19 protein-coding genes are annotated in these 22,720 nt (G+C 60.3%); 11 read left to right on the top strand and 8 right to left on the bottom strand.

The genetic code is table 11. The features are described 5' to 3' along the window. Positions 1 to 84 precede the first annotated feature (84 nt). Together DN745_RS17730 and DN745_RS17725 are read left to right on the top strand one after the other, a co-directional pair. Complete coding sequence (locus DN745_RS17730) at positions 85 to 711, top strand: hypothetical protein (protein WP_111336986.1); 627 nt, start codon at positions 85 to 87, stop codon at positions 709 to 711. A gap of 111 nt (positions 712 to 822) precedes the next feature. Then, complete coding sequence (locus tag DN745_RS17725) at positions 823 to 1,266, top strand: GatB/YqeY domain-containing protein (RefSeq protein ID WP_111336984.1); 444 nt, start codon at positions 823 to 825, stop codon at positions 1,264 to 1,266. A gap of 103 nt (positions 1,267 to 1,369) precedes the next feature. Here DN745_RS17725 and DN745_RS17720 read toward each other — a convergent pair whose 3' ends face one another. The 3 genes from DN745_RS17720 to hpf all read right to left on the bottom strand — a co-directional run bounded on the left by DN745_RS17720 (position 1,370) and on the right by hpf (position 4,430). Further along, positions 1,370 to 2,503, bottom strand: a complete 1,134-nt coding sequence (locus tag DN745_RS17720) for a diacylglycerol/lipid kinase family protein (protein ID WP_162687767.1) — start codon at positions 2,501 to 2,503, stop codon at positions 1,370 to 1,372. Between the two features lie 44 nt (positions 2,504 to 2,547). Further along, positions 2,548 to 3,621: a Gfo/Idh/MocA family protein gene (locus DN745_RS17715; protein WP_111336980.1), complete on the bottom strand. Its 1,074-nt coding sequence runs from the start codon at positions 3,619 to 3,621 to the stop codon at positions 2,548 to 2,550. Positions 3,622 to 3,770: 149 nt separating this feature from the next. Beyond that, positions 3,771 to 4,430 (bottom strand): ribosome hibernation-promoting factor, HPF/YfiA family, encoded by a 660-nt coding sequence (gene hpf, locus DN745_RS17710; RefSeq protein WP_111336978.1) that lies wholly within the window; start codon positions 4,428 to 4,430, stop codon positions 3,771 to 3,773. Between the two features lie 340 nt (positions 4,431 to 4,770). On the opposite strand from hpf, the gene fghA reads away from it, so the two are divergent. Both fghA and DN745_RS17700 read left to right on the top strand, forming a co-directional pair. Next, positions 4,771 to 5,607, top strand: a complete 837-nt coding sequence (fghA, locus tag DN745_RS17705; RefSeq protein WP_111336976.1) for an S-formylglutathione hydrolase — start codon at positions 4,771 to 4,773, stop codon at positions 5,605 to 5,607. 203 nt (positions 5,608 to 5,810) lie between these two features. Then, positions 5,811 to 6,566, top strand: coding sequence for a TlyA family RNA methyltransferase (locus DN745_RS17700; protein ID WP_111336974.1), 756 nt, complete (start codon positions 5,811 to 5,813; stop codon positions 6,564 to 6,566). Positions 6,567 to 6,569: 3 nt separating this feature from the next. Here DN745_RS17700 and DN745_RS17695 read toward each other — a convergent pair whose 3' ends face one another. Beyond that, positions 6,570 to 9,023, bottom strand: coding sequence for a L,D-transpeptidase family protein (locus tag DN745_RS17695; RefSeq protein ID WP_111336972.1), 2,454 nt, complete (start codon positions 9,021 to 9,023; stop codon positions 6,570 to 6,572). A gap of 201 nt (positions 9,024 to 9,224) precedes the next feature. Further along, the gene (locus DN745_RS17690) at positions 9,225 to 10,295 is read right to left on the bottom strand and encodes an OmpA family protein (RefSeq protein ID WP_162687766.1); all 1,071 of its coding nucleotides are present in this window, start codon (positions 10,293 to 10,295) and stop codon (positions 9,225 to 9,227) included. 112 nt (positions 10,296 to 10,407) lie between these two features. On the opposite strand from DN745_RS17690, the gene DN745_RS17685 reads away from it, so the two are divergent. Then, positions 10,408 to 11,388: an NUDIX hydrolase gene (locus DN745_RS17685; protein ID WP_133621894.1), complete on the top strand. Its 981-nt coding sequence runs from the start codon at positions 10,408 to 10,410 to the stop codon at positions 11,386 to 11,388. A 29-nt stretch (positions 11,389 to 11,417) separates the two neighbouring features. On the opposite strand, the gene DN745_RS17680 is transcribed toward DN745_RS17685, so the two are convergent. Next, positions 11,418 to 11,855 carry a YchJ family protein gene (locus tag DN745_RS17680; protein WP_111336966.1) on the bottom strand — a complete coding sequence of 146 codons (438 nt, stop codon included), beginning with the start codon at positions 11,853 to 11,855 and terminating at the stop codon, positions 11,418 to 11,420. Positions 11,856 to 11,899: 44 nt separating this feature from the next. Beyond that, complete coding sequence (locus tag DN745_RS17675) at positions 11,900 to 14,272, bottom strand: CARDB domain-containing protein (protein WP_111336964.1); 2,373 nt, start codon at positions 14,270 to 14,272, stop codon at positions 11,900 to 11,902. Positions 14,273 to 14,539: 267 nt separating this feature from the next. Here DN745_RS17675 and DN745_RS17670 point away from each other — a divergent pair, with 267 nt between their 5' ends. From DN745_RS17670 to DN745_RS17645, 6 genes are all read left to right on the top strand, one after another. Continuing rightward, on the top strand, positions 14,540 to 16,762 hold the full coding sequence (locus DN745_RS17670; protein ID WP_111336962.1) for an ATP-binding protein: 2,223 nt from the start codon (positions 14,540 to 14,542) through the stop codon (positions 16,760 to 16,762). A 273-nt stretch (positions 16,763 to 17,035) separates the two neighbouring features. Next, complete coding sequence (locus tag DN745_RS17665) at positions 17,036 to 17,434, top strand: hypothetical protein (protein WP_111336961.1); 399 nt, start codon at positions 17,036 to 17,038, stop codon at positions 17,432 to 17,434. Between the two features lie 57 nt (positions 17,435 to 17,491). Further along, positions 17,492 to 19,036 carry a hypothetical protein gene (locus tag DN745_RS19445; RefSeq protein WP_162687765.1) on the top strand — a complete coding sequence of 515 codons (1,545 nt, stop codon included), beginning with the start codon at positions 17,492 to 17,494 and terminating at the stop codon, positions 19,034 to 19,036. A gap of 261 nt (positions 19,037 to 19,297) precedes the next feature. Beyond that, complete coding sequence (locus DN745_RS17655; protein ID WP_111336959.1) at positions 19,298 to 20,386, top strand: hypothetical protein; 1,089 nt, start codon at positions 19,298 to 19,300, stop codon at positions 20,384 to 20,386. Between the two features lie 167 nt (positions 20,387 to 20,553). Beyond that, positions 20,554 to 21,573 carry a hypothetical protein gene (locus DN745_RS17650; RefSeq protein WP_111336957.1) on the top strand — a complete coding sequence of 340 codons (1,020 nt, stop codon included), beginning with the start codon at positions 20,554 to 20,556 and terminating at the stop codon, positions 21,571 to 21,573. A gap of 36 nt (positions 21,574 to 21,609) precedes the next feature. Then, positions 21,610 to 22,314, top strand: a complete 705-nt coding sequence (locus tag DN745_RS17645; RefSeq protein WP_133621895.1) for a hypothetical protein — start codon at positions 21,610 to 21,612, stop codon at positions 22,312 to 22,314. 34 nt (positions 22,315 to 22,348) lie between these two features. Here DN745_RS17645 and DN745_RS17640 read toward each other — a convergent pair whose 3' ends face one another. Then, the gene (locus DN745_RS17640; RefSeq protein WP_111336954.1) at positions 22,349 to 22,693 is read right to left on the bottom strand and encodes a DMT family transporter; all 345 of its coding nucleotides are present in this window, start codon (positions 22,691 to 22,693) and stop codon (positions 22,349 to 22,351) included. Positions 22,694 to 22,720: the final 27 nt, after the last annotated feature.

Genomic DNA, 22,720 nt, shown 5'->3' with positions numbered 1-22,720 from the left:
CGAACATTCGATCGTTCGACAAATATGATATTCCCCCGGGCATAACAACTCGGTAATTTTTTTTGTAATAATAGAGGCGCTCATATGAAGAAAATTTTCAGCAATTTAATCGCGTTGTCCTGCGCGCTCGTGCTCATCTCGGGCTGTGATTCGAAGAAAGAAACCGCAGAGCCGGCCACCGAAGCTGCCGCCGAGAAGGGCGCCGTTGAGGCCACAGACGACTCCAAAGCCGAAGAAAAAGCCGAGGGCGAGGGCGAAGCCGAAGAGGCTGAAGCTGGGCAGTGGATCGAGGTCCCGACCTATGAACTCAAGCTGCGCGTCCCGGAAGACTGGGTCGTCAAACAGGATGATCAGGGCGTGTCGGCGAGCTCGCCGGACGACACCACGATGCTCCTGCTCGTTGGCTCGAAATCCGAAGGCCTCACCAGCACGATGCTCAACGAGTTGCGCCCCGACCTGAAGTTCAAAGAGCTCGAGGTCGAGAAGGTCGCACCGGCCATCATCAACGGCATGGCCGTCTCCCACGGACAGGGCACCGCGGTCCTGGTCAAATCGGATATGGACCAGGAGATTCAATTCCTCGGCTACTCGATTAAGCGCACCGGCGACCAGGTCGCGACGCTATTCATCTTCAGCCAGGCCGAGATGTATGAGGCCAAAAAGGACGAGATTCAGGGCATCGCCCAGACGCTCATTGAGACCGCAAATTGAAAAACCCCTGCTGGGGTTAAAGCTTAACGCTCGCAACTCACCATGCCCATGTCGTCGCCAAACGCGCGCGACAAGGGCATGATTTTTTCACTATTATAACGGACTAGAATCATGGCCACGACACTCGAGCAACTCACCAACGACATGAAAGCCGCGATGCGCGCGCGCGAGAAACAGAAGCTTCAGACCATTCGCTCGCTGATCTCGAGCCTCAAGAACGCCGCGATCAGCAAGGGAGACGAGCTCAACGAGGACGATATCCTCGGCATCCTCTCCACGGAGGCCAAGAAGCGTCGCGAATCACTCGACGCCTACACCGAAGCCGGCCGCCCCGAGCTCGCCGAGCAGGAAGCCGCCGAGTTGGAGGTCATCCAGGGGTACCTTCCCCAGCCGCTCACCGACGAAGAAGCCGCAGCCCTGGTTGACGAGGTCATCGCCCAGACCGGCGCGACCTCCAAAGGCGATATGGGCAAGGTCATGGGCGCGGTGATGCCGAAGCTCAAGGGCCGCTATGACGGCTCCAAGGTCAAAAACCTGGTGATGAGCAAGCTTTGATCTCGCGCTGAGCGAGCCATCGACATGAAAAAGGGCGCCGCGTACAAATACGCGGCGCCCTTTTTCATGTCTGATCTATAGCGTTCTTTACGGCGCCAAATCCTCAGCGCATCGGCACGGCCAATCGCACCGGCGAGGGCGCGACGCCCCATTCGATCTCGCTGGCATAGCCGACGCCGTCGCCCGCCACCTGGTAGGGCATATCGCGACCGCGCACGGTCAGGCTGACGCTCTCAATCAGGAAATCATAGATGTCTTCGGGGCGAAATTTCCCCTTCCAGAAGTTCGGCAGATTGCGCAGAATCCATGGCACCGAACCGTCATAGGCGCGCAGATGGGCGAGGCCCGGATATTGGGCCGCGCGGGGGAAGATACGAATCTTAAAGCCCCAGAAGGGAATCGTCGCCGCCGCGCAGACGCTGATATTGCCGTCAAAAATCGTCTCGCCGGGCTCGAAGCGTCGAAGAATATTGCCGGCGACGTCCAATTGCATGGCGCGCTGCCCGGTATTCTTAATCACAACATGCACCGGTTCTTGGCGCATCGTTTTTGGGATGGTGTGCGCCAATGACGCGACATAGCCGCCCAACCCGGTGGCGTAATTCTCCACCGCGGTGCCATGCACCACGTCCTTAAACCACTCATAGCCGTTGAGCACTTCGGCGTCCCAGCCCACTCCGGCGAAAGGGTAGAGTCCGTCATCGTCCGGGAGCACGTGCGGGCCCTGGAGCATATCGACTTCGTGGACAACCAACGGCGCCCCGGCGCGCAGCGCGCGCAGGTCTTCCGAGACCTCGCCCGCGCCCACAAAGGACGCGATCGCGTTGCCCGTGCCCATGCGCAACACACCCACGGGCGGCGCCTCCTCGCGCGAGATCTTTCCGTCGCGAATGCGCTTCTCGATGGCCGACATCAAATAGCAAATCGTGCCGTCGCCGCCGCCGGTAAAGATCGCCTCATAGCCGGCGGCGAGGAGGCGGTCGACGGTGCGATCCGCCTGGCGAAAGTCGTCGGATAAAAAGAGGTCCTGGGGCGAGACGAAGCGTTGGATGTCGTGGTGCAGCTCACCGGTCCAGCCTTTGGCACGCGCGTTGAGAAACACCGCGCATTTGCCCGGGTCGCGCACGACGCGGGTCCGGCTGAGCGGTGTCTCACTGGCGCGGTCGGGCCTCCCGGACGTCACGTCCTTTTGGGAGGCCCCAAGCTTCGACGAAAAATTCGATAAGGGATTGGGCACGATTAAAACCCGGATAAAGGTCACAAAATAGCGACGCTATCGGCTCAGCCGTGCTCTAAGAGGACCGCACGGCCGCGGCGCGATGATTCGTGATAGGCGCGGGTAAGCATCAATAATTGCTGGGCTTCTTGGCCGCCGAGCAGGGGCTCACATTCGCCCAGGCACGCCCCGATGAAGTTGCGCGTCGCGCGCACAAAGCTATCCTCGAAGGCGGTGGATTTCTGGCCGTAGAAGACCTTGCGGCTGTCGCGGCGAAGCTCCACCGGCGACTCCAATTGGGTCGGGTCGGAGCTGCGAATGATATGAATATCGCCGCGGGTTCCGCCCACCGTGATATGCATCTCCAGCGGGTGGTAGTCGGTGCGCAGGCGGCGCTCCGGGGCATAATTCAGGTGCAGCGAGCCGAAGCAATCCTGCTGATAATGCTTCCACATCGCCACGCTGGGCGCGTCGAGCAGCCGGCCCTGGCCGACCTCGGTTTCGCCTCGCCACACGTCGACCTTGTCGACGGTGCCGATCAAAAAGAGCGAGATACAAAACGACTGGTAGCCGACGTCAAAGAGCATCGGCGAGCCGCCGGACATCTTCGGGTCGAAGCGCCACATCTCGCTGGCGTCTTCCTCGAAGGCCCACACGCCGCTGGTCGCTTTGCCGATATTGGCCGAGATTCGGATATTGGTCGGGCGCCCGATCTCACCGGCGTCGATGAGGTTTCGCGCGTCGAGCAGGGGCTTATAGAATAAGCAGGGCTCGTAGACTTGAAGGATCTTGCCGGACTCGCGCGCCTGGCGCACGACCTGATTCGCCTCGTCGTGGGTCAGCCCGATGGGGCGCTCCACGCACACATGCTTGCCGGCGCGCAGCGCCGCGATCGCCTGACTGGCGTGTAAATGATGCGGGCTTAGAATCTCGACCGCGTCGATCTCTGGATCCCGCAGCATCTCGGCGAAATCGGTATAATAGGAGCGTGCGCCCCAGGCCAGCGATTTATGAATCGCCCGATCCTCATCGAGATCACATACCGCGACGATTTCTGCGCGCGGATCACCTTCATAACCCTTCGCGTGCAGTTCGGAGATGCTTCCCGCTCCCACGATGCCGACTTTCAACTTTGCCATGAATTGCTCCAAGACCGCGATGGACGCGATAGAAAAAACGTTGCCATCTTATAATATCGAGGGTCCCGGATTGTCAAAGACTCGCGGGGAACGCGGCGCGCCGGTTCCACCGAACGCACCGCGCCCCGCGACCCATCAAAGCGTGAGGCTTAAGCGGTTTCGATCAAACCGACATTACCGTCGTGACGCTTATAAACGATGTTGATGTTCTGGCTCTCTGCGTTCGTGAAGATATAGAACTCACGATCCGAGAGCAGGTCGAGCTGCACGACCGCTTCTTCGAGGGACATCGGCTGAGCCGAGTACTCCTGGTTGCGCAGGACCTTCACGGTGCTGCCGCCCTCGACCTCGACCTCCACGGCGCCATCGGTGCCGTCGACCGCCACTTCGCTCGGCTCTTCGGGGGCCGGGTACAGCTCGTAGTCCTCGGCGAAATCCGAGTCCTCGAAATCTCCGTCGTTATCCAGCGGGGCAACGACGCCCATGCGGAACAGGCGCGAGTGCCCGGTGCTGCGCTGCTGACGGTCCTTGAGGCGATCCTTGTGGCGACGCAGCTGCTTCTCGATCTTGTCCAACGCGAGGTCGATGGAGCTGTACATATCCTCGCTTCGCTCTTTCGCCTTCACCGTGAACCCTTTGATATACAGGGTGAAATCGGCGATATGCCAGTGCTTTTCAACACTCATCACGGCGGTGGCATCGACTTTGCCCTGGACGTATTTATCACAGGTGCGCGCAAGCTTACTCTCAGCATATTCGCGCAGCGAACTCGACGATTCCATGTGCCGAAAAGAGACATTGGCATTCATTGGGGACTCCTAATCTTTGGGACGTGAGATTGTGTAAAGCTACGTTCACAGACTACTTACCTTAGTCGCATTCGGTTCCGCGCTCTCCTGGCGCTGCTCACTTTCGATATGGCGATTTCCGCCGGATCGCTTAGACCCGATACTTCTATAACATCTAGATTACCTTGATATGTTCCCTAAAACCAAGCCAAAATATCGGCAATTGGTTTCCAGACGCGCCGCTGGAATAAAAGGGAGCGCTCAACCGCTCTGTGAGGCTAGTAGCCCCAGCCCAGACGAACCCGGCCACCGCGCCGGCACCCGTCTATTCATCCCCTCTTGTCACACGGAGATTTCGAGCATGTCCATTAATATTGTTTCGGATTGGAAGAGCTTTGGTGGTCGTCAACAGGTCGTAGAGCACGAGTCGAAAGCCTGCGGCGGCACGATGAAGTTCGGGATCTTTTTGCCCCCGGGCGACGGTCCCCACCCCGTGCTCTATTTCCTCTCCGGGCTGACATGCTCCTGGCAAAACGTCACCGAAAAGGGCGGCTTTCAGCGCCTGGCCGCCGAATTGGGCGTCGCGGTTGTCGCCCCCGACACCAGCCCTCGCGGCGAAGATGTCCACGACACCCCAGACCGCTGGGACCTCGGAAAGGGCGCCGGCTTCTACGTCAACGCCACGGCCGAACCCTGGTCGAAGCACTACCAAATGTACGATTATATCGTCGAAGAGCTCCCCCAGGTCCTCGCCGACAACTTCCCGGTCGACCTGTCGCGCCAATCCATCACCGGCCACTCGATGGGCGGACTCGGCGCCCTGGTCATCGGCCTGAGAAACCCGGAGCAATACCGCGCGATCTCGGCCTTCTCTCCGATTGTAGCCCCCTCCGAAGTCCAGTGGGGCCAGGACGCGCTCGGCGCATACCTACAATCCGAGGACGAATGGGCGGCCTACGACCCGACCAAACTCGTCGCGAAATACGCACAAAAAGACCGCGAGATCCTCATCGACCAGGGAAAAGCCGACAACTTCCTGGAACCCCAATTGCGCCCGCAGCGCTTCGCCGACGCCTGCAAGGCCGCCGGCCAACCGCTCAACCTTCGCCTGCATGAGGGTTATGACCACAGCTATTATTTCATCTCGACATTCCTCGGCGAGCACCTCGAGTTCCACGCCCGGGCCCTGCGCGGGTGAGTGAGGAGCACCTTTGGGCGCGATTCGGCGCGAATAACTTATCCTCTCGGGGTGAGCTATTCGCGCCGATTGCTATTTAGGCGTCGCAACCATTCGCCCGTCGCAACGCGTGAAGGGGTTGCGCCGAGCCAATCACTGGTTTAGTGAGCACCTTGACGAGTACCGTCCAAATATTTTCCTGCGACTTTTAAAAAGAGCATAGAATGGCCAAAAAACGCCTGGATATTTTGCTGGTTGAGCGCGAGATCGTGCAGTCACGTTCGCGCGCGAAGGCGTTGATCATGGCGGGCAAGGTGTTCGTCGACGGGCAGCGCGTAGACAAAGCTGGGACCTCGGTGGCGGAGGACACGTCGATCGAGCTGCACGGCGACCTGAACCCCTATGTTTCGCGCGGCGGGCTCAAGCTCGCCGGGGCGCTCAAGGCCTTCGGCTATGAGATGGACGGCAAGGTCGTGATCGACGTGGGCGCGTCGACGGGCGGCTTCACCGACTGCGTGCTTCAGGCCGGCGCGACCAAGGTCTACGCGGTCGACGTCGGGTACGGGCAGATCGCCTGGAAGTTGCGCCAGGATGAGCGCGTCGACGTCATCGAGCGCACCAATATTCGGCATATGGAGCCCGACCGTCTCCCCGAAAAATGCGACCTCGCGGTCATCGATTGCTCGTTTATTTCGCTGGAGCTGGTGCTCCCCAACACCATGACCTTCCTGAAGGAGAAGGCCGATGTTGTCGCGCTGATCAAGCCGCAATTTGAGGTCGGGAAGGGGAATCTTGGGAAGGGAGGCGTGGTGCGCGACGAAGACACGCGCCAGGGCGCAATCTCGGGGATCATCGAGTTTGCGAAGACGCTCGGCATGGAGCGTGTCACCTCGGTGGATTCCGAGGTGCACGGCCCCAAAGGAAATATCGAGCACCTTATCTGGCTGACGCGCGTCGCCCCGCCCCAAAGCGACGCTTAATCATCAGCCAGCGTCGTCAAACCGGTCTTTTTTGTAGATGTCGGCGAGGAAATTCGCGCGCCCGTTATCGTCCACGCGGGTGGTGAAATAGTCGATATGCACCGGGATCTGGCGCTGGAAGAAGATCGCCTCGAAGGTCTCTTCGCTCAGAATTTTCGGCACATTATACGTATCCCACAGACCGTCCTGGCGGATCAAATACTCGGCAAATCCGAGCGGGTCCTCCATCCGAATACACCCGTGGCTAAACGAGCGGATATCCTGGCGGAATAGCGATTTCGCCGGGGTATCGTGCAGATAAATATCTTGCATATTGGGGAAGATAACCTTCACCTTGCCCAGGGCGTTCTTCACACCCGGGAGCATACGCACGTACTCCCAGCGCAGGTTTCCGGGGTACATGACCTCGTATTCGTTATCCGCGTACCAGGCCGGAATATGGTCCTTGTCGGTGACGCTGACGTCCACTGTGCCGGTGGCCGGGTCGAGATAAAAGAAGTTCGACTTAAGCGGCGACGCACCTTCCTCGCCACCCGCCGATTCGCCGACCAATTGCTTCAGCGCAGCGACGTCGAAGACAACCTGCTTGCCACTTTTTCGCCAATAGGCTTCGGCCTTTTTGCCAGCCGGAGCAGGCGTCGGCTTGGGTTGCGCGGCGGCGCCCGAGTCCGGTTGGTTTGTCGCAGGTTGCGCCTGGCCGGCCTGGGTCACGGTGTTCGTAAGTGTGCCCATCATCTCATTGGCTGCGCCGGGCGCGGCTCCGAGATTCCCCAAAATTGACGCGCCGGAACTTGCCTTAGGCGCCTTCGTCTCAACCATGCGCCGGATCTTCGCCTGATAGGATGCCTCCACCGAAGCGCGCACCTTGGGCAGAATCTCGTCCGCGCGAATACGCGGCGTCACATTCCAATAGGGGTTATAGATGACCCGGTCGATATAGGCGCTCATGACGGGCGTCTGGTTGACGTGGACCCGCTTATTGCTCTCTTCGTCCAGCGCCATATCGTTATTGCCGACCACGACGCCAAAGCGCATCTCGCGCTGCTGCTTATCCCAGACCTCGGCGGTGAAGTCGGGGATATTGATAAAGACATAGATGCGGTCGCTATGACGCACGTTGGACGCACGCCAACGCTCCATATTGAGCGCGATTTGCTCCATGCGCCGCTTCGCGGAGATATTCAGGCTGCCCCAGAAGCCCTTATGCGGCTTGCCGTTCACCTGCATTTGATGGGTCTTCTGATAGTCGGTAATCGCGGCTTCGAGCGCGTCGTCGAATTTCGTGTCGACGGCGGCGTCGGCCGGATAATAACCCTCGATTTGCAGGCGTTTTTTAAGCTTCGCGACCGTCGCGCTGCTCTGGCCTTTTCGCAGTCCATTGGCGGGCTCAACCTTCTCCCAGCCACCGTTTTCGACGATCGAGCGATAGCGAAGATATTCTTTTCGGAGCTTCGCATATTGCGGCTGGGCCGGCAGAAGATCGGCCATGGCGAGCGCGGCGTCGCCGGTGAGCGCGTCGCGAAGGGTTTGGCGGGTGCGCTCGTAGAGGATCTCGGTTTCGTGCTTCTCGGCGATCGTATCGGTGATCAAACCGGCCTTTCGCCAGACCGACTGAGCTTCCCAGGCGGCCTTGCCTTTAAGCGGTCGGCGCTCGTCGATATTCGCGGTATTATAGCGGTCGAAATTCTTGCGGTGAATGAAGACGTCGCGGATGCGAAAATGCTTCATCTCGGCGGCGTAGCGCACCAGATCGCGCGCCAAAAGCTGCTCGATCTGCGCCTCGATCTCGGCCATCCCCTTGCTGACCGTTTCATACTCGGCCAGCCGCTCTTTCATACGCGCGGCGCTGTCGGACTCGAGCACCGTCTGGGTCAACTTCTCGTAACTTTCGGCGTTCAACTCAAAGGCATCCGCCTGCTGCGAATCGACCCATTTGAGCGCCTCGGCGCGCTCCGCCTCACTGGTCTCGAAGCTCGCTAATTCCTTAAAACGCTCATTCGCTTCGGCGAGCTCGACCAGCTTGGCCTCGATCTCCTGAAGAGCGTAGGGCTTGGGGTCGACCGCCTGCTCATCGACCACCTTCAGCACATCCCACACCGCCTCTCCGCGCTCGGTCAGCCCATCCGTCCCCACAAACGCGAACTCGTATTCGCGCTCTTTATAGACCTCATCCACAAAGAGGTCATAGGGCGCATGGTCGCGCTGCGTGCGCTTCTCATCGGCCGCCCGCGCCTTCTCGAGGCGCTGCTTGAAGCTCTGCTTACCCGCCGGCGCCACCGCCATCTCGCGCAGTGTTTTCTCAACCGACTTCGACCACTCCGCCACAAAAGGCTCGGCCTGCTCGACGGGAATCGTGGTGTCTTCTTCACACCCCACGCCCAGCGAAAGGGTCGCCCCGATTAAAAGGCAATATAAGAAATGCCCAGCAAAGGGCCTGGTGTCCAATCGTCGATTCATATGTAGTGGGTGCTAAATAAGGGGCGTGAAAACTTCGGCCACATTGGCCTATCTGACTCTGTATCTGGAACGCGCCGGCGTCAATTTAATCGCCCGAAATGGCGAGCACTTACGGCCGGCGCAACCCCTCTTGGTAAGTCGCTTCGACGAGATAAAATTCCCCCGTCGACTCCAGGTCGCGCCGCCCGGCGGCGCCTCGCCTCAACGCACCGCCTTCCAATTCGACTTCGGCAGCGTCTCAGACGTCGGCGGGCGCGAGTTTCCGAGCACGTAGATGACACGGCGGTTGCGCTCTTCTTTGGTCTCATCTTCGGTCTTCACGGCCAAGACCGACTCGCCAAACCCCTGATAATAAAGCGGAATCTTCAGACCTTTTTTGCGGAACCAGGTCGCGATCGCCTTCGCCCGCGCGGTGCTCAACCGAAGGTTGTCGCTCTTGGAGCCGACCGTATCGGTATAACCGGCGATATAGAGCTGCATCTGCAACCCCTTATCCTTATACTTCTCCATCGCGTCGCGGATGGTGGCCAAGGTGGCCTCCAACTTCGGCTCTTCCTCCGCCGTCCAAGATGCCTTGCCGAACTCGAAGATGATCTCTTTGTGCGGGATTTCAACCCAGAAGGGCTCGAGTAAAACACTCTGCCAGAACCCGTCGACGTCATGGGCCGTCAGGCGCACGCCGGTGACATCCGCGTGCGTCGGCCAATTCACCTCGAACTCACCCTTCTGCCCGCCCAGCTGGCGGGTGCCCTCGTGGAGCAATTGGTTCTTGGAGTCAAAGATCTCGATCTTGATATGATCCAACGGACGGTTCGTGCCGACCTGAATCTTGCCCTCGCCGAGGTTTGCCTTTTTGGGGTCAACGCTTAACTTCAGGGGCGCGACCGAGGTGGTCTCGACCTCAAAAGCATCATCGAGCACCTCGCCATCTGCACCGGTTGCCTTGATCTTAATCTCAAACTTATGCGTGCCCGGCGACTGCTTCATCGTGATCGTTTTGGTCTCACCGGACTTCATCGCGCCGATCTTTTTGGTAAAAGACTTTGCGGTGGAGCTCTTAAATGTGACCGTTCCCGACTTGATCTGCCCGGTCGCGCGCAGCACCAACGCCGGCATCCCCTCGCTCACCTGCACCTTTTTCTCGAGCCGATACTCAAAGCCCGCCTCCGCAAACGCGGTCGAGGCGCATAGGGAAATGCCCAGGACCAGGCTGGCCAGACAAAGCCGGCGCATCGTCGAAATACCCGTCGAGAAAAATTGTTGGCCACGCATATCGGGCTCCTTTGGAATCTTTAGCATTCTTAGATATTTTATCGCTTCACCGTCTTTTTGGGACGACGCTGCGGGCTTCATTATAGCGACCTTCCAACAAAGACCTACCGCCATGCAAGAGACAATCACCATGTCCGGAAGTTCCTCAACACCCACCTCACAGGCATGCCCAAACGCCTCCACCGTCGTGATACTACGCGAGGCGCCGGGGGGCTTCGAGGTCTTTATGGTCCAGCGCCACGCGAAGAGTCGCTTTATGGCCGACCGCTTCGTGTACCCGGGCGGAAAACTCGACGCCGCCGACTGCACCGCGCGCGCCGCCGAGCGTATAGACGGGCGAAGCGCCGCCGAAATTCAAGCTGCCTTCGGGGAATCGAGCCTGCAATGCAGCGCCCAAAACGCCGAACAGGCCGCAGATGCCTATTTAGGCAGCGGCCTATTTTTGGCGGGCATTCGCGAAACCTTCGAGGAGGCCGGCATCCTGCTCGCCCGCCGAAGCGGCGAGCGCGGGCTCATCGATCTCACCAGCGACGCGGCGGTCGCCAAGCGCTTTCGCGTCCACCGCCAGCAGCTCAACCGCAACACCCTGGCGCTCAGCGCCCTCGCCGAGCAAGAAGACCTCATCTTCCCCCTCGAGCGCATCGCCTATTTCGCCCACTGGATCACACCGTTTCACGAGCCCAAACGCTACGACACGCGCTTTTTTATCGCCCTCGCCCCCGAGAACCAGCGCCCGCTGCACGACCACGAGGAGACCACCGACTCGACATGGATTCGCCCCAAAGACGCCATCGCCGCCAACCAGGCGGGCAACTTCCTCCTCGCCCCGCCGACGCTACACACCCTGCTGCAGCTCTGCGAATTCGACACGGCCCGCGCCGCCTTCGACTGGGCCATCGCCCATCACCCGCCCACGATTATCCCGCATATGAAGATGCACGAGGACGCCGTCTTCCTGCTGCTACCGGGCGACCCGCAATACCCCGGTGACCAACCCGGCTACGACGCCACCTCGCCGGTGCGCGGCGCGACGCGTATGCGCGCCGAGAATATCGGGCTGTGGCGCATGATTGAGGATGAAGACGCCCCTTAACCGCATCTTATGCGGCGACCAACAAAAGCTCACACCGACTTCGTCACACCCGACTGATAAAGCCAGCGCCCCTCGCGGCGCACGAACGCACTGCGCTCCTCAAAAGAAGCATCTTCCCCGTCGGCCCGAAGCTTCGCCAAAAACTCGACTTCGCCCCGGTCACCGTCCTCCGACGCGTCCAGAATCTCGACGCCCAAAAACTCCGAATCCCGGCCAAATCGCCGGATCTCATCGCGCCAGATCTTCACCGGCTCCTGCCACGCAGGACTCCCCGGATCGGTCGTCTCCACAATATAATCGACCTCACCGCGCGCATACGCCGCGTAGCGCGAGCGCATCAACTCCTGCGGGCTCGCCGCCACGACGCCGCCCCGGTGAAACCGCCCGCAACACGCGCCGTAGGACGCGCTCGATCCGCAGGGGCATTGGGCGGGGTGGCGTCTTTTTTTAAGTCGTTTTTTTGTCATTGTTTTCCCTCGTACTTCTCAATTAACAACCACTGCACCACCCCTCACCCATCCATCGGCAAACACTCACCCGTCGTCGCGCAGAACTCGCCGGGCGAGCAGTCGCGGTTCTCCTCACAGGCACAGCTGGCCTGGTTTTGCATCTCGTTATTATCCTCATTGCACTCGAAATGCTGGCCGGCGCCGTCTTCATCGGCGTCGGCGATCGCGCGCACGTTGACCGTTTTGCCGTTGGGATCCGGGGCGTCCGTCCACACGTAGGTCAGCGTTTGGGCGCCGCCCGGGGCGAGCGCTTCGGTGGTGGTGAGGGTGGTCAGGTATTGCTCGGCGCCGTCGACGCTGCCGTATACCGCGATATTCGCGCCCGCGGGCACGCCGCGCGTCCCCAGGTTCGCCACGGTGATGCGAAACGTCAGCCCATCGCCCGCCTGGCAATCCGTGGCGAGGTTGGTGATGGCCAGATCGGGGGCGTTGAAGAGGCCCTCGCCCTGGACGTTTTGACGGTAATTATTAAGCCCGGGCACCGTCCAATTGGAGACCTCGCCGATCGGGATTGCCCCGGCTTTGTCGATGCGTCCGGGGCAGTCGTCGAAGGGGCGGCGGCCGTCGCACACATTGGTCACGTGGTAGGTATGCTGGTTCCACAGCGGCCGGGTTGAGACCCAGCGATTCTGCGCGTCTTTGACGACCGAGATGCCGTGCTTGGGGCCATCGACCGCGTCATAATCCTCCCAGGTTCGCTGGCAGAGCGTCTCGCCTTTATAGTCGTTCGAGATAAAGACGATATCGGCGTGGAAGTCGTTGTCGACGTCCGCGATGATCGGGATCTCGCGGGTGGTCCCGGAGCTATGCGATTGCTTGAAGAGCACGTCGCCGGTGGTGCCGTCATAGACGCGCAAAAAACACTCGTCAGCGTAGACAACTTCGGCTTTGCCGTCGCCCTGGAAGTCGAAGACGCTCGAGCCGGTGGTGCGGCTCGAGAAGTCCTGGGACTCGTGCTTCCACAGCATCGTGCCGTCGGTGTCGATGACCACATAATAGCAGGCGCCGGCGGTGCCGACTTCGGGCGCGCCGTCGCCGTCAAAGTCCGAGATCGTCGGCGGTCCACCGCCAGTAATGCGCGAGCATTGCGCCTCGGTGAATCCTTTCGGGTGGTCGGCCGCCGGGAAGGTCGCCTTCCAAATCGTCTCGCCGGTTTGGCCGTTATGCAGCACGATTTGCTCGGTCGCGGCAGTGCTGACCGTCACGATCTCGGGCACGCCGTCGAGCACGCCAAACTCGCGCTGGCCGTCAACAAAGGTCCCAAAATCGCCCACTGCAGGAAAACCGCTGCCGTCTTCGTAGCGATACAGATGCGGGCAAACGCCGTCTTGGGGCTCGTATTTAAAGGCGCCGCTGGTCGCGATCACCTCGAGCCGTCCGTCCCCGGTGAGGTCGGCGATCGCCGACTTCTCGGCGCTCGCGCTCAGGCCCGTCGCCACGCAGCGAAGCTCGCCAGTCGCGGCGTCATAGACCCGGTTCGCGATGACCAGCTCAACCTCTCCGTCGGCGTCGAGGTCGGCGAGCGCGGGGCCTCCGCGCGCAACCGACAGGCCACCCACTTCCCACATAACCTCCCAGTCCGTCGAATAATCATCAAAGACAATCATCCCGTTCGCGCCCGGCTTGAGCGCCACCAACTCGACCCGCCCATCATTGTCGATATCGCCCGCGGCCAGCGAGGCGATGCCGGAGACCCGGCGCGCGGCGTCGGTCAGGTCGAAAATCGGCGCGTAGGTTTGACCGTCGATGGCGCGCAGGATGCCGTGCTCGATGCCAGCGTTTCCATTGCTCCCATCAAAGGTCGCGAAGATAATATCCGGAATCTCATCCTCGTTAAGATCGATCACCGACGGCGTCATCATCACCTGATTGAACGCCGGCATGACGACGTCTTCGCGGTCCGTCCAGGCAAGGGTGACGGCGGGATCGAAGATCTCGGTCTCGGGCTGATAGGTACAGACCACGCCGGGGTCGGGGATGCAGCGGCCCATCGACGGCTCGCAGATATCGCCCTCGGCGCACTCCAGGTTATGCGCGCACTCCGCCCCGGGGAGCACGCATTGATCGCGCAGGCAGAGCTGGTCACTCGCGCAACATAGCTCCGCGCAGCGATTCTCTGGCGCGCAGGTTTCGCCGACATCATCCTGGACGTCACGCGTGTCTTGGTCCGATGCTCCATCGGGCTCACTTACGTCCAGATCGCCCACGTCATCGCCGCCCACGGTCACATCCGAACCGACGTCTTCGCCCGGCAGCGTCGAGCCGCTGCCCTTGCCTTCGCCGCACTCACCGCAGCCGGCCAGCAGCGCGATGCACAAACCAACGAGAACGCTCGAACGCAAACACATCAGATGACCAGGCAACAACGTCTTCATTTCAAAAAACCTACATAAGTGACAAGCGAAAACACGAGGGGCGGCGCGGCTGATATTCTTCGCGCAATAAAACAGAAAAGCCAATGGCAGCACAATTCCTTCACAATATCCGACACGAAAAATCGTGCTTAGACTCCCGCCAAAGGCCTCTTTGATCGTCCTGAGATGAAAATAAAAAATCTAGTTTTTGAGAAACCGCATTCTCACGGGTATTAGTTAGCGACACCTACGTCACTCTATTTAACCACCTTTTTCAAGGGACGACTCATGACGAATCTCAAAGCTAGCGAAATCTCCGAAGCGACCGCCGACGCCCCTCCCATTGGCGCCTACCGCGACGACCTCGAATACCTGCAGGACGAGCTTGGATGGCTCGAGATGCGCTGCCGGCGGCTCATCACCCAGCGCCAGATCGACAACCAGTGCAGCGACTCGCCCGGCCACGGATGGAGCCGACAGGAAGAGGAGCCCCTGAACCTGCTCGAAGCGCGCCTGAAGATGCAGACCAAGTCAGAAAAAAGACGCCGCACCTATGTTAACCGCCGCCTCAAAGCCACGCGCGCCGGCGATTTCAAGCTCGCCATCGACACTCTCGTCGAGCTCTACGACCTCAGCGACTTCGAGCGCACCATCCTGCTGCTCGCCTCGGCCATCGCCTTCTCACGCAGCTTCGAAGATCTCTATGACGAGCTGCAAAACTCGCGCTTCGGCCTGACCGTCGAGGTGATCTTCAACTTCTGCGAGCTCCCCTTCGCCGAGCGCATCACCCGCCGACGCGTCTTCAGCAAGGCGCAGCCCCTGGTCAAAAATGACCTGGTCTCGGTCGACCTGTCCAGCCGCTTCAACGCCCCCGAAGACCTGCTGAGCGCGCGGGTGCAACTGTCCAATCGCACCTTCGGCTATCTGGTCGGCGATAATGATTTCATGGATGAATTCATGGAATTCTCCTCGGTCGAAGAGCCGCGCTCGTGCTTCGACCAGGTGGTCCTCAACGCCGAAGACAAGCGGCGCATCATGTCGGTCATCGAGCGCCACGATGAGTATCTGAAATACCGGCGAGAATGGGGCTTTGACGAGGTGATTCAATACGGAAAGGGCGCGCTGATGCTCTTTTACGGCAAGCCGGGCACCGGCAAGACGATGATGGCGCACGCGGTCGCCGAGAAGATGGGCAAGCGCGTGCTCAACGTCGACATCCCGACCTTCATCGAGAACCACGACGCCGGCCGATTCTTGCCCTCGCTCTTTCGCGAGGCGCGCATGCAGGACGCGGTGCTCTTCTTCGACGAGTGCGAGGTCATCTTCGGAGACCGCCGCCGGGGCAACGCGCTGATGACGATGCTGTTGACCGAGATCGAGCGCTTCGAGGGCGTCGCGATTTTGGCGACCAACCTGCGCCAGCACCTCGACGAGGCCCTGGATCGGCGCATCCTGGTCAAGGTCCAATTCGCCCAACCCGACCGCCTCGCCCGGCGCGAAATCTGGAAAAAGCATCTGCCCGACAGCGCCCCTCTGGCCGATGATGTCGACATCGACCTGCTCGCCGACCGCTTCGAAATGACCGGTGGGTATATCAAAAACGCGGTGCTCACCGCGGTCGCCGACGCGGTACACCAATGCGGCGAGGACAGCGCTCCGCTGATCACCATGGAGACGCTGGAGCGCTGCGCTCGCGCCCAACTCACCCCGCCCCCCGAGGAGGACTCCACGCTGGTCAATCCGAGCGTGCGCCTGGCCGACATCATTCTTCCGGCCCCGCTCAAGGCGCAGGTTGAGGAGCTGATCGACGCCGCGCGTCACCGCCGCACCGTGCTGGAGCGCTGGGGCATCGGGCACAATATGACCTACGGTAAAGGCGTCTCGGCGCTCTTTCACGGCACGCCCGGCACCGGCAAAACCATGTGCGCCGAGGCCATCGCCAGCGAGCTGAACCGACCGCTTCGGGTCGCCTCGGTCGCCGGGCTGAAGTCGAAATGGGTCGGCGAGACCGAGCGCAACCTGAGCCGCCTCTTTGACGACGCTCGCGCCCATAACGCGGTGCTCTTTTTGGACGAGGCCGACAGCCTGCTGATGGCCCGCGGCGAGGCCCGCGCCTCGCGCCACGACGACTCGGTGGTCAACGTCCTGCTGACCGCCATCGAGCGCCACGACGGCGTGGTCCTGCTGGCGACCAACCGCCCCGGCCAGCTCGACGAAGCGCTGGACCGCCGCCTCACCTATACCCTCGACTTCCCCTTCCCGGCCGCCGGCGAGCGCGCCCAGATCTGGAAGACCCTGCTCACCGAAGGCGTCCCCACCGATGGCGCCATCGACTTCGACGGCCTCGCCGAGCGCCACCGCTTAAGCGGCGGCCTCATCAAAAACGCCGTCTTTAAGGCAGCCTTCCGCGCCGCCCGCGCAGACCAACCGGTGACCACCGAGCTGCTCGACCAAGCCGCGCTCGACGAAAACCCCGCCGAGGTGGAGAAGTCGATCGGATTTGGAAGATAGTCGCTCAAGTTGCATGCGCAGAGTTTCGCTTGCCAAACAGACTCAAACAAACGTATCGTGCCCCAGTCACAACAGATAATCTATATTTTATCTTAATCCCTCGAAGGCGATGATTATCGCACCCCTTCGTACCAGCCCGGGGGCTGGTTTTCATCATCGCCTCGGGGAGAGAAGTGTTTTTTTGCTCGTATAAATCGGCTTCGGCCGGGACGAAAGACAGCAAAGCTGATCAAAAATGTGTGTTCAATACTATTATTTGTAACGAGAAGCTTCATGAAACAGAAACACAAGATCTCCCTCCTCACGCCGTCATGGGCGAGGATGCTGCGCGTGGCAGTGATACTCAGCGCGCTGAGCCTCCTCGCGGCATGTACGTCGGACAATAGCAAATTGGTGAGCGGCAACGACAAAGTCGACACCGGCATCGAAGAAGAAGATACCGGCTGGAGCGAGCCCGACGTCATCGAGCCCGACATCAGCGAACCCGATGTCGTCACCGAGCCCTCAACCACCGAGTCGGCAGCCCAGCGATGCGCAGCCGCCGGAAGCACCAGCGGCGGCGGCTATCGCGTCACGCATTGCACCGCCCCCGCGCAGCCCAGCGCCGGCGCAGCCAGCGGCGGCGGCTACCGCGTCGAGCTCGGAACGCTGCGCGCGGTCATCCCAGAATAAAGCGCAAATAAGACCCTATTTTTTAATTATTAATATATTTAGTGCGCAGGATTTTTTATGAAAAGCTCCATCAATACCGTGACCAAAGCAACTCTTCTGAATCGTTGGGGCCGACGCGGCGCCAGCGCCCTGGCCCTGCTGGGCGTCTTCGCCCTCGGGGCTCCGGTCCAGGCCGGCTCGGCCCCCGCTCAATTCACCCAGCAAGGTCGCTTGCTCGCCGAAGACGGCACGCCCGTCAACGACACCGTCGAGATGACCTTTCGCCTCTACGACGCCGAAAACGGCGGGGCGATGCTTTGGGAGCAAGTCCAACAAGTCGAAGCCGCCAACGGATTCTATACCGTAACGCTTGGCAGCGAAGATAACCCCCTCGACATGATGGTCCTACGCGACGGCACCGCCTGGCTCGCCATGGCGGTCGACGCCGGCGAGGAGATGAGCCCGCGCCAGCGCCTCAACTCGGTTCCCTATGCGATCATCGCCCAGCGCGCCGATGTGGCCAAACGCGCCGAAACCGTCGCCGACGGCTCGATCACGGCGGCGAGCATCGCCCCGGGCGCCATCAACGACGCGAATATCGCTGAGGTTGATTGGGCTAAGGTCACCAATATGCCCGAAGGCGTCTTCGACAGCCGCTACGCCAGCCATCAGGCTGCCGGTTGGTTCTTCGAGGCCGAATCCACCCCGGTCGCCTCGCTGGGCATCGGCTCCTCGACCAACGACCCAAGCGCCTCCAACGCCGCCACCCGCAGCGCGCTCGCCAGCGAAGCGCCCAGCGCCAGCGGCGTCGCCGGCCGCATGTGGGGCGTCTCCTCCTCGGAGCTGGGCACTTCACTCGCCCACGGGCCAATCCACGCCACCGTGCGCGCAAAGGTCACCAACACCGGAAGCAGCCAGGTGCTCGCCCAGATTACCTGCGCGTCGATGCGCGGCGGCACCTGGAATACCTTCGCCCCCGTCTCCATCGTCCCCTCCGAATTCGGCGGAAATAACTCTTGGAAGGAATTCGTCATCTACTGCGACTTCGCCCCCGATGACGAAGATCAATTCCTCGGCGTCGAGAACTTCACCCCCTCGATCACCGACCTCTATATCGACTACGCGCGCGTCGCTCCGCTGTCCTCGGTGCCCTTCATCACCTCGGAGCAGATCGTCGACGGGACCATCCAGAATGTCGATATCAAGAACAGCGCCATCCAAGGGGGCAAGCTCGCGGACCGCACCATCACCGGCAATAAAATCGCCACTGGCTCCATCACCGGCAACGAGATCTCAGACGGCAGCATTGGCACTGCCGACCTTGGAAACTCAAGTGTCACCAACTCTAAACTCGCCGACAATAGTGTGACGGGCAATAAGATCGCCAACGGCAGCATCAGCGGCGCTGATATCGCCAACGATACGATTACCAGCCAGCACATCACTCAAATTGGCATCCAAACCTTCAACTGCACCTGGTCCGGTTATGTCAACAACTTCGACGCGGTAGTGAATTATACCTGCCCCGGTGACAAGGTCTTAAAAGGCGTTTATAGCACGCACGACAACGGCCGCGAGGACCGCCGCTTTAATTTCCAATGCTGCTCGATGCGCCTGAAGTAATCGCCGCATAACTACCAGCATCACCCGCAGAATATGACGCTTAGCCACTTGCGCTGAGCCAATTGCAGGGGAGGCATCAGGGAAACCTGGCGCCTCCCCTGTCTCTGTTCCGGGCATACTCTTTTCGTGCTCACGTCGATACCCTCGCAGGCAAGCGCGAATCGGCTTTTATCTTGTGTCGGTTGCGCAATTCTGCGAACCTAAGACGTTGTTAGTTCGTGAATCCGGCACATCTACAGCACTCATAATACGGAAGTTCTCATGTCTCAGTTTGTATTGAAGTCGCTCGCCGCTTGTCTCGTTATTGGCATCTGGGGCGCCGGCTGCACCGAACCCGCCCCCGGCTTTCGAGATATCGACAAACAAAACGAGTCCTCCCCCGACACCATCGAAGACGACGCGACTTTGTCGGACGCGGGCACTTCCGGCCCCGACGCCTCCGACGCGGGTTCCGGCCCAATTCCAGATGTAGACCCCGACAATCCAGATGTTCTGGCCGACGCCGGCGCGCCGGACGTCGATTCGCCAGATACGCATTCGCCGGACGTCACCTCACCGGACGCGGGCCATCCAGCGCCCGACGCAACCACCGACGCCGGCCCCGGCGAACCCGACGTCCAGACCGACAACGGCAGCATCTCGCTCTATCTGGCCGGTGATCTCAGCGCAAAGAGCTTTAACGACCACAATGTGGGCCAAACGCCCAAAGCATTCGAAGTCGCGATCAGCCAATACGATATTCAAACCTCTCGCCAAGCCGCGACCGGGGTGAACTGCTTCGAGCTCGACGAGCCCGTCGTCGCTGACCTCCTCCAAGATAATTTGCTCGGCTCATGTGACACCGAGTCCCTCCCGACCGGCGAATACACCCACGGCCGCGTCAAGGTGGAATGGGTGCGCTTCACGGTCGACGGCACCCTTCACACCGCCGCGCTGGCAACGCCCGGCGAGGTCACATTCTTTAAGGCCTACTCCGAAACCGACTATGACGGGGAGTCCTACGACGCCGGTGAGGGCTGGGTTGAGTTCACAGGCCTCACGACCCAACGTTTTCCGGCCGAATTTGACCACTCCCTGCCAAGCGGCGGCGGGCTTCGCGCCGAAGTCATCGACGACGAGTATTGGCTGACCTTCCCCTTCTCCAGCAGGTTGCCGGTCCTCCAACACAATAACGATGACCACTGGGCCCGCTTGAGCATGGAGGTCTATGAGAGCTTCCGCTGGGACTCCCGACGCACCTTCGGCTATGACCGCGATGCATGGGACGTCAATATTTACAATCCATCGCGCAGCGAGGAGATCATGGTTCGCGGCATCAGCGGATATTATGTCACGACTTCGATGGACTGAGCGACAAAAGGCGCCTCCACGGCTTCCCTGCGAATCCGGCTTTGAACCTTCGGGTTATTTGGTACACTATCCAACCGAATCGCCATTTTCGCCCGACACAACCCCCAAGCCTCCTCGACGCAGTGGCGGCGCCTTTTAAATTAAGACTCTCACGCGGAGATTTTAAGATGAGCTCTCAGAACGTCAGCTATTGGAGCACAGCGGTCATGCTGATCACCCGAACGCTGCCGTATATCGGCGTAAACGTGGCGGTCTACACAACCTTTTTTGTGGTCGCCTTGCTCTGGTTCGGCATCTTCGCAGGCCTGGCGTTCGTGACCGGAGTACTCCTCAAAATTCCCGTGCTCCCCTTTATCTTGGTATTCATCGGCCTGGCGCTCTTCGGCGGGCTGAGCAAATGGGCCCAACGCTACCTGCTCTATATGGTCAAGGGCGCCCATATCGCGGCGATGACCGAGCTGCTCAAGGGCGGCAAACTCCCCGACGGGATGGGCCAATTTAAATATGGCCAGCAGATCATCAAAGAGAATTTCAAAGACGTCAGCATGCTCTTTGCCCTCGACACCCTGGTGACAGGCGCACTAAAAGCCTTGCAGCGAAAGGCCCTGCGCATCAGCAGTTGGTTGCCCCTCCCCGGTTCGGCAAGAAACCTGGTCAACATCATCACCCAAATCTTGACCCGCTCGTTGACCTACGTCGACGAGGCCATCCTCTCCTACGCCATTTATCGCGGCGAAAAGAACGTCTGGAACAGCGCCCGCCACGGCGTCCTGTTATACGCCCAATGCTACAAGCCCATCCTGATCACCGCCGCAAAAACCTGGGTGCTCGGCAAGGTCCTCGGCTTCGTCCTCTTCCTGGTCTTTCTGGTCCCCGCCGGCATCATCGGCGCCACCCTTGGCAGCACCGACGTCGGCACTGTTTTGACCGTCCTCGCCGTCATCGTCGCGGCCATCGCCTCGTGGGCGATCAAGGCCACCTTCTTCGAGCCCTTCGCCATGGCCTATACCCTGACGACCTATCACTACGAGATCGTCGGCGTCACCCCCGACCCCACGTGGGACGCACGCATTCGGAAGATCTCCTCGAAGTTTACCGAGCTCATCGGCAAAGCCGAAGAGAACGCCTCCGACCAGCCACAACTCGCCTTCCAACCCGCACCAGCCCCTCGCCCTCATGCCGGCTAAACGAAGGCCTTCGCCACTTAGAAAGGAGCGCCCGTGATGGGCGCTCCTCAACGCACAGCACAATACCGCCTGGCCGCCGCCCCCCTGGAGACAACGATGCAGAACGTGACAAAAGCGCTGGTTATAGGACTCATCGCAGTCACCCTGACGGCTTGCTCCAACGATCGCAGCCAGAACACCGGCGGCTGGGATATCGGAACCCAAACCGACACCGGCGCCGACGCGTCAGCCGACACTGGCACCGACGCCGGCACGATGAGCTACCAAATAAACTTCGAACTAAAAAATGAGTCGGGCGCCCAACTCTACGCATATAAATCCGTAGATAATCAGGGGCCTTGCTCCTTCGAACAACAATTCTGGCTCTCGATCGAACGTAACGGCGAGGCCGTGCGGCCAGGCCAGGATTGCGGCGTCTGCAGTTGCGAGGCGATGGCCACCGGCACGTGCGCGCTATGCGACGTAGCCTGTGCAGCCCCGAGCGCTTCGAGCACCCTTTTTGAAGACGGCGACTCCCGCCAATATCAGTGGGACGGCCGCGTCTGGTACCAAGACCCCCAGGACCACTGTATCACCCCCGAACTCGCCGCCGGCGAAACCCTCAAAGCAACCTTTTGCTACGGCGCCGAATTCTTTGAGGATGAGGCGAGCCATATTAGCAACCCCAGCTGCCAGACGATTGAGTTCACCCTCGATCAGCCGGAGCAAACGGTGCGCGTAGTTATCCCGCCTCCAGCCTAATGTGAGCGCAGGGAGGCCACACGCCTCCCTGCGCTCAATGCCCCAAAGACCGTGAAAAGAGATTAATCACCAGCACCCCGCCGATAATCATCCCAATCCCAAACACCGCGGCCACGTCCAGCGTCTGCTTGAACACCACCAGGCCAATCATCGCGGTCAGCACAATGCCCACCGCCGCCCAGATCGCATAAGCGATGCCCAGCGGAATTATTTTCAACGTCTGCGACAAGAAGTAGAAAGAGCAGACATACAGCCCCGCCATCGTCAGGGTTGGCCCGATACGGGTAAACTGCTCAGACTCCATCAGAAAAGTCGTGCCGATCACTTCGCAGATAATCGCGATCGCCAACGAGCCATAAGCAACTAGAATCGGCTTCATCGTTAAAGAGCTCCGATAGATTGTGTG

The organism is Bradymonas sediminis (genome assembly GCF_003258315.1).
Classification (GTDB): domain Bacteria; phylum Myxococcota_A; class Bradymonadia; order Bradymonadales; family Bradymonadaceae; genus Bradymonas; species Bradymonas sediminis.
This window is presented reverse-complemented; position numbering and strand designations above follow the sequence as displayed.

Coding starts and splice junctions, on each gene's coding strand:
- DN745_RS17730 (WP_111336986.1), top strand. CDS start 85: ATGAAGAAAATTTTCAGCAATTTAATCGCGTTGTCCTGCGCGCTCGTG.
- DN745_RS17725 (WP_111336984.1), top strand. CDS start 823: ATGGCCACGACACTCGAGCAACTCACCAACGACATGAAAGCCGCGATG.
- DN745_RS17715 (WP_111336980.1), bottom strand. CDS start 3,621: ATGGCAAAGTTGAAAGTCGGCATCGTGGGAGCGGGAAGCATCTCCGAA.
- hpf (WP_111336978.1), bottom strand. CDS start 4,430: ATGAATGCCAATGTCTCTTTTCGGCACATGGAATCGTCGAGTTCGCTG.
- fghA (WP_111336976.1), top strand. CDS start 4,771: ATGTCCATTAATATTGTTTCGGATTGGAAGAGCTTTGGTGGTCGTCAA.
- DN745_RS17700 (WP_111336974.1), top strand. CDS start 5,811: ATGGCCAAAAAACGCCTGGATATTTTGCTGGTTGAGCGCGAGATCGTG.
- DN745_RS17695 (WP_111336972.1), bottom strand. CDS start 9,023: ATGAATCGACGATTGGACACCAGGCCCTTTGCTGGGCATTTCTTATAT.
- DN745_RS17690 (WP_162687766.1), bottom strand. CDS start 10,295: ATGCGTGGCCAACAATTTTTCTCGACGGGTATTTCGACGATGCGCCGG.
- DN745_RS17685 (WP_133621894.1), top strand. CDS start 10,408: ATGCAAGAGACAATCACCATGTCCGGAAGTTCCTCAACACCCACCTCA.
- DN745_RS17680 (WP_111336966.1), bottom strand. CDS start 11,855: ATGACAAAAAAACGACTTAAAAAAAGACGCCACCCCGCCCAATGCCCC.
- DN745_RS17675 (WP_111336964.1), bottom strand. CDS start 14,272: ATGAAGACGTTGTTGCCTGGTCATCTGATGTGTTTGCGTTCGAGCGTT.
- DN745_RS17670 (WP_111336962.1), top strand. CDS start 14,540: ATGACGAATCTCAAAGCTAGCGAAATCTCCGAAGCGACCGCCGACGCC.
- DN745_RS17665 (WP_111336961.1), top strand. CDS start 17,036: ATGAAACAGAAACACAAGATCTCCCTCCTCACGCCGTCATGGGCGAGG.
- DN745_RS19445 (WP_162687765.1), top strand. CDS start 17,492: ATGAAAAGCTCCATCAATACCGTGACCAAAGCAACTCTTCTGAATCGT.
- DN745_RS17655 (WP_111336959.1), top strand. CDS start 19,298: ATGTCTCAGTTTGTATTGAAGTCGCTCGCCGCTTGTCTCGTTATTGGC.
- DN745_RS17650 (WP_111336957.1), top strand. CDS start 20,554: ATGAGCTCTCAGAACGTCAGCTATTGGAGCACAGCGGTCATGCTGATC.
- DN745_RS17645 (WP_133621895.1), top strand. CDS start 21,610: ATGGGCGCTCCTCAACGCACAGCACAATACCGCCTGGCCGCCGCCCCC.
- DN745_RS17640 (WP_111336954.1), bottom strand. CDS start 22,693: ATGAAGCCGATTCTAGTTGCTTATGGCTCGTTGGCGATCGCGATTATC.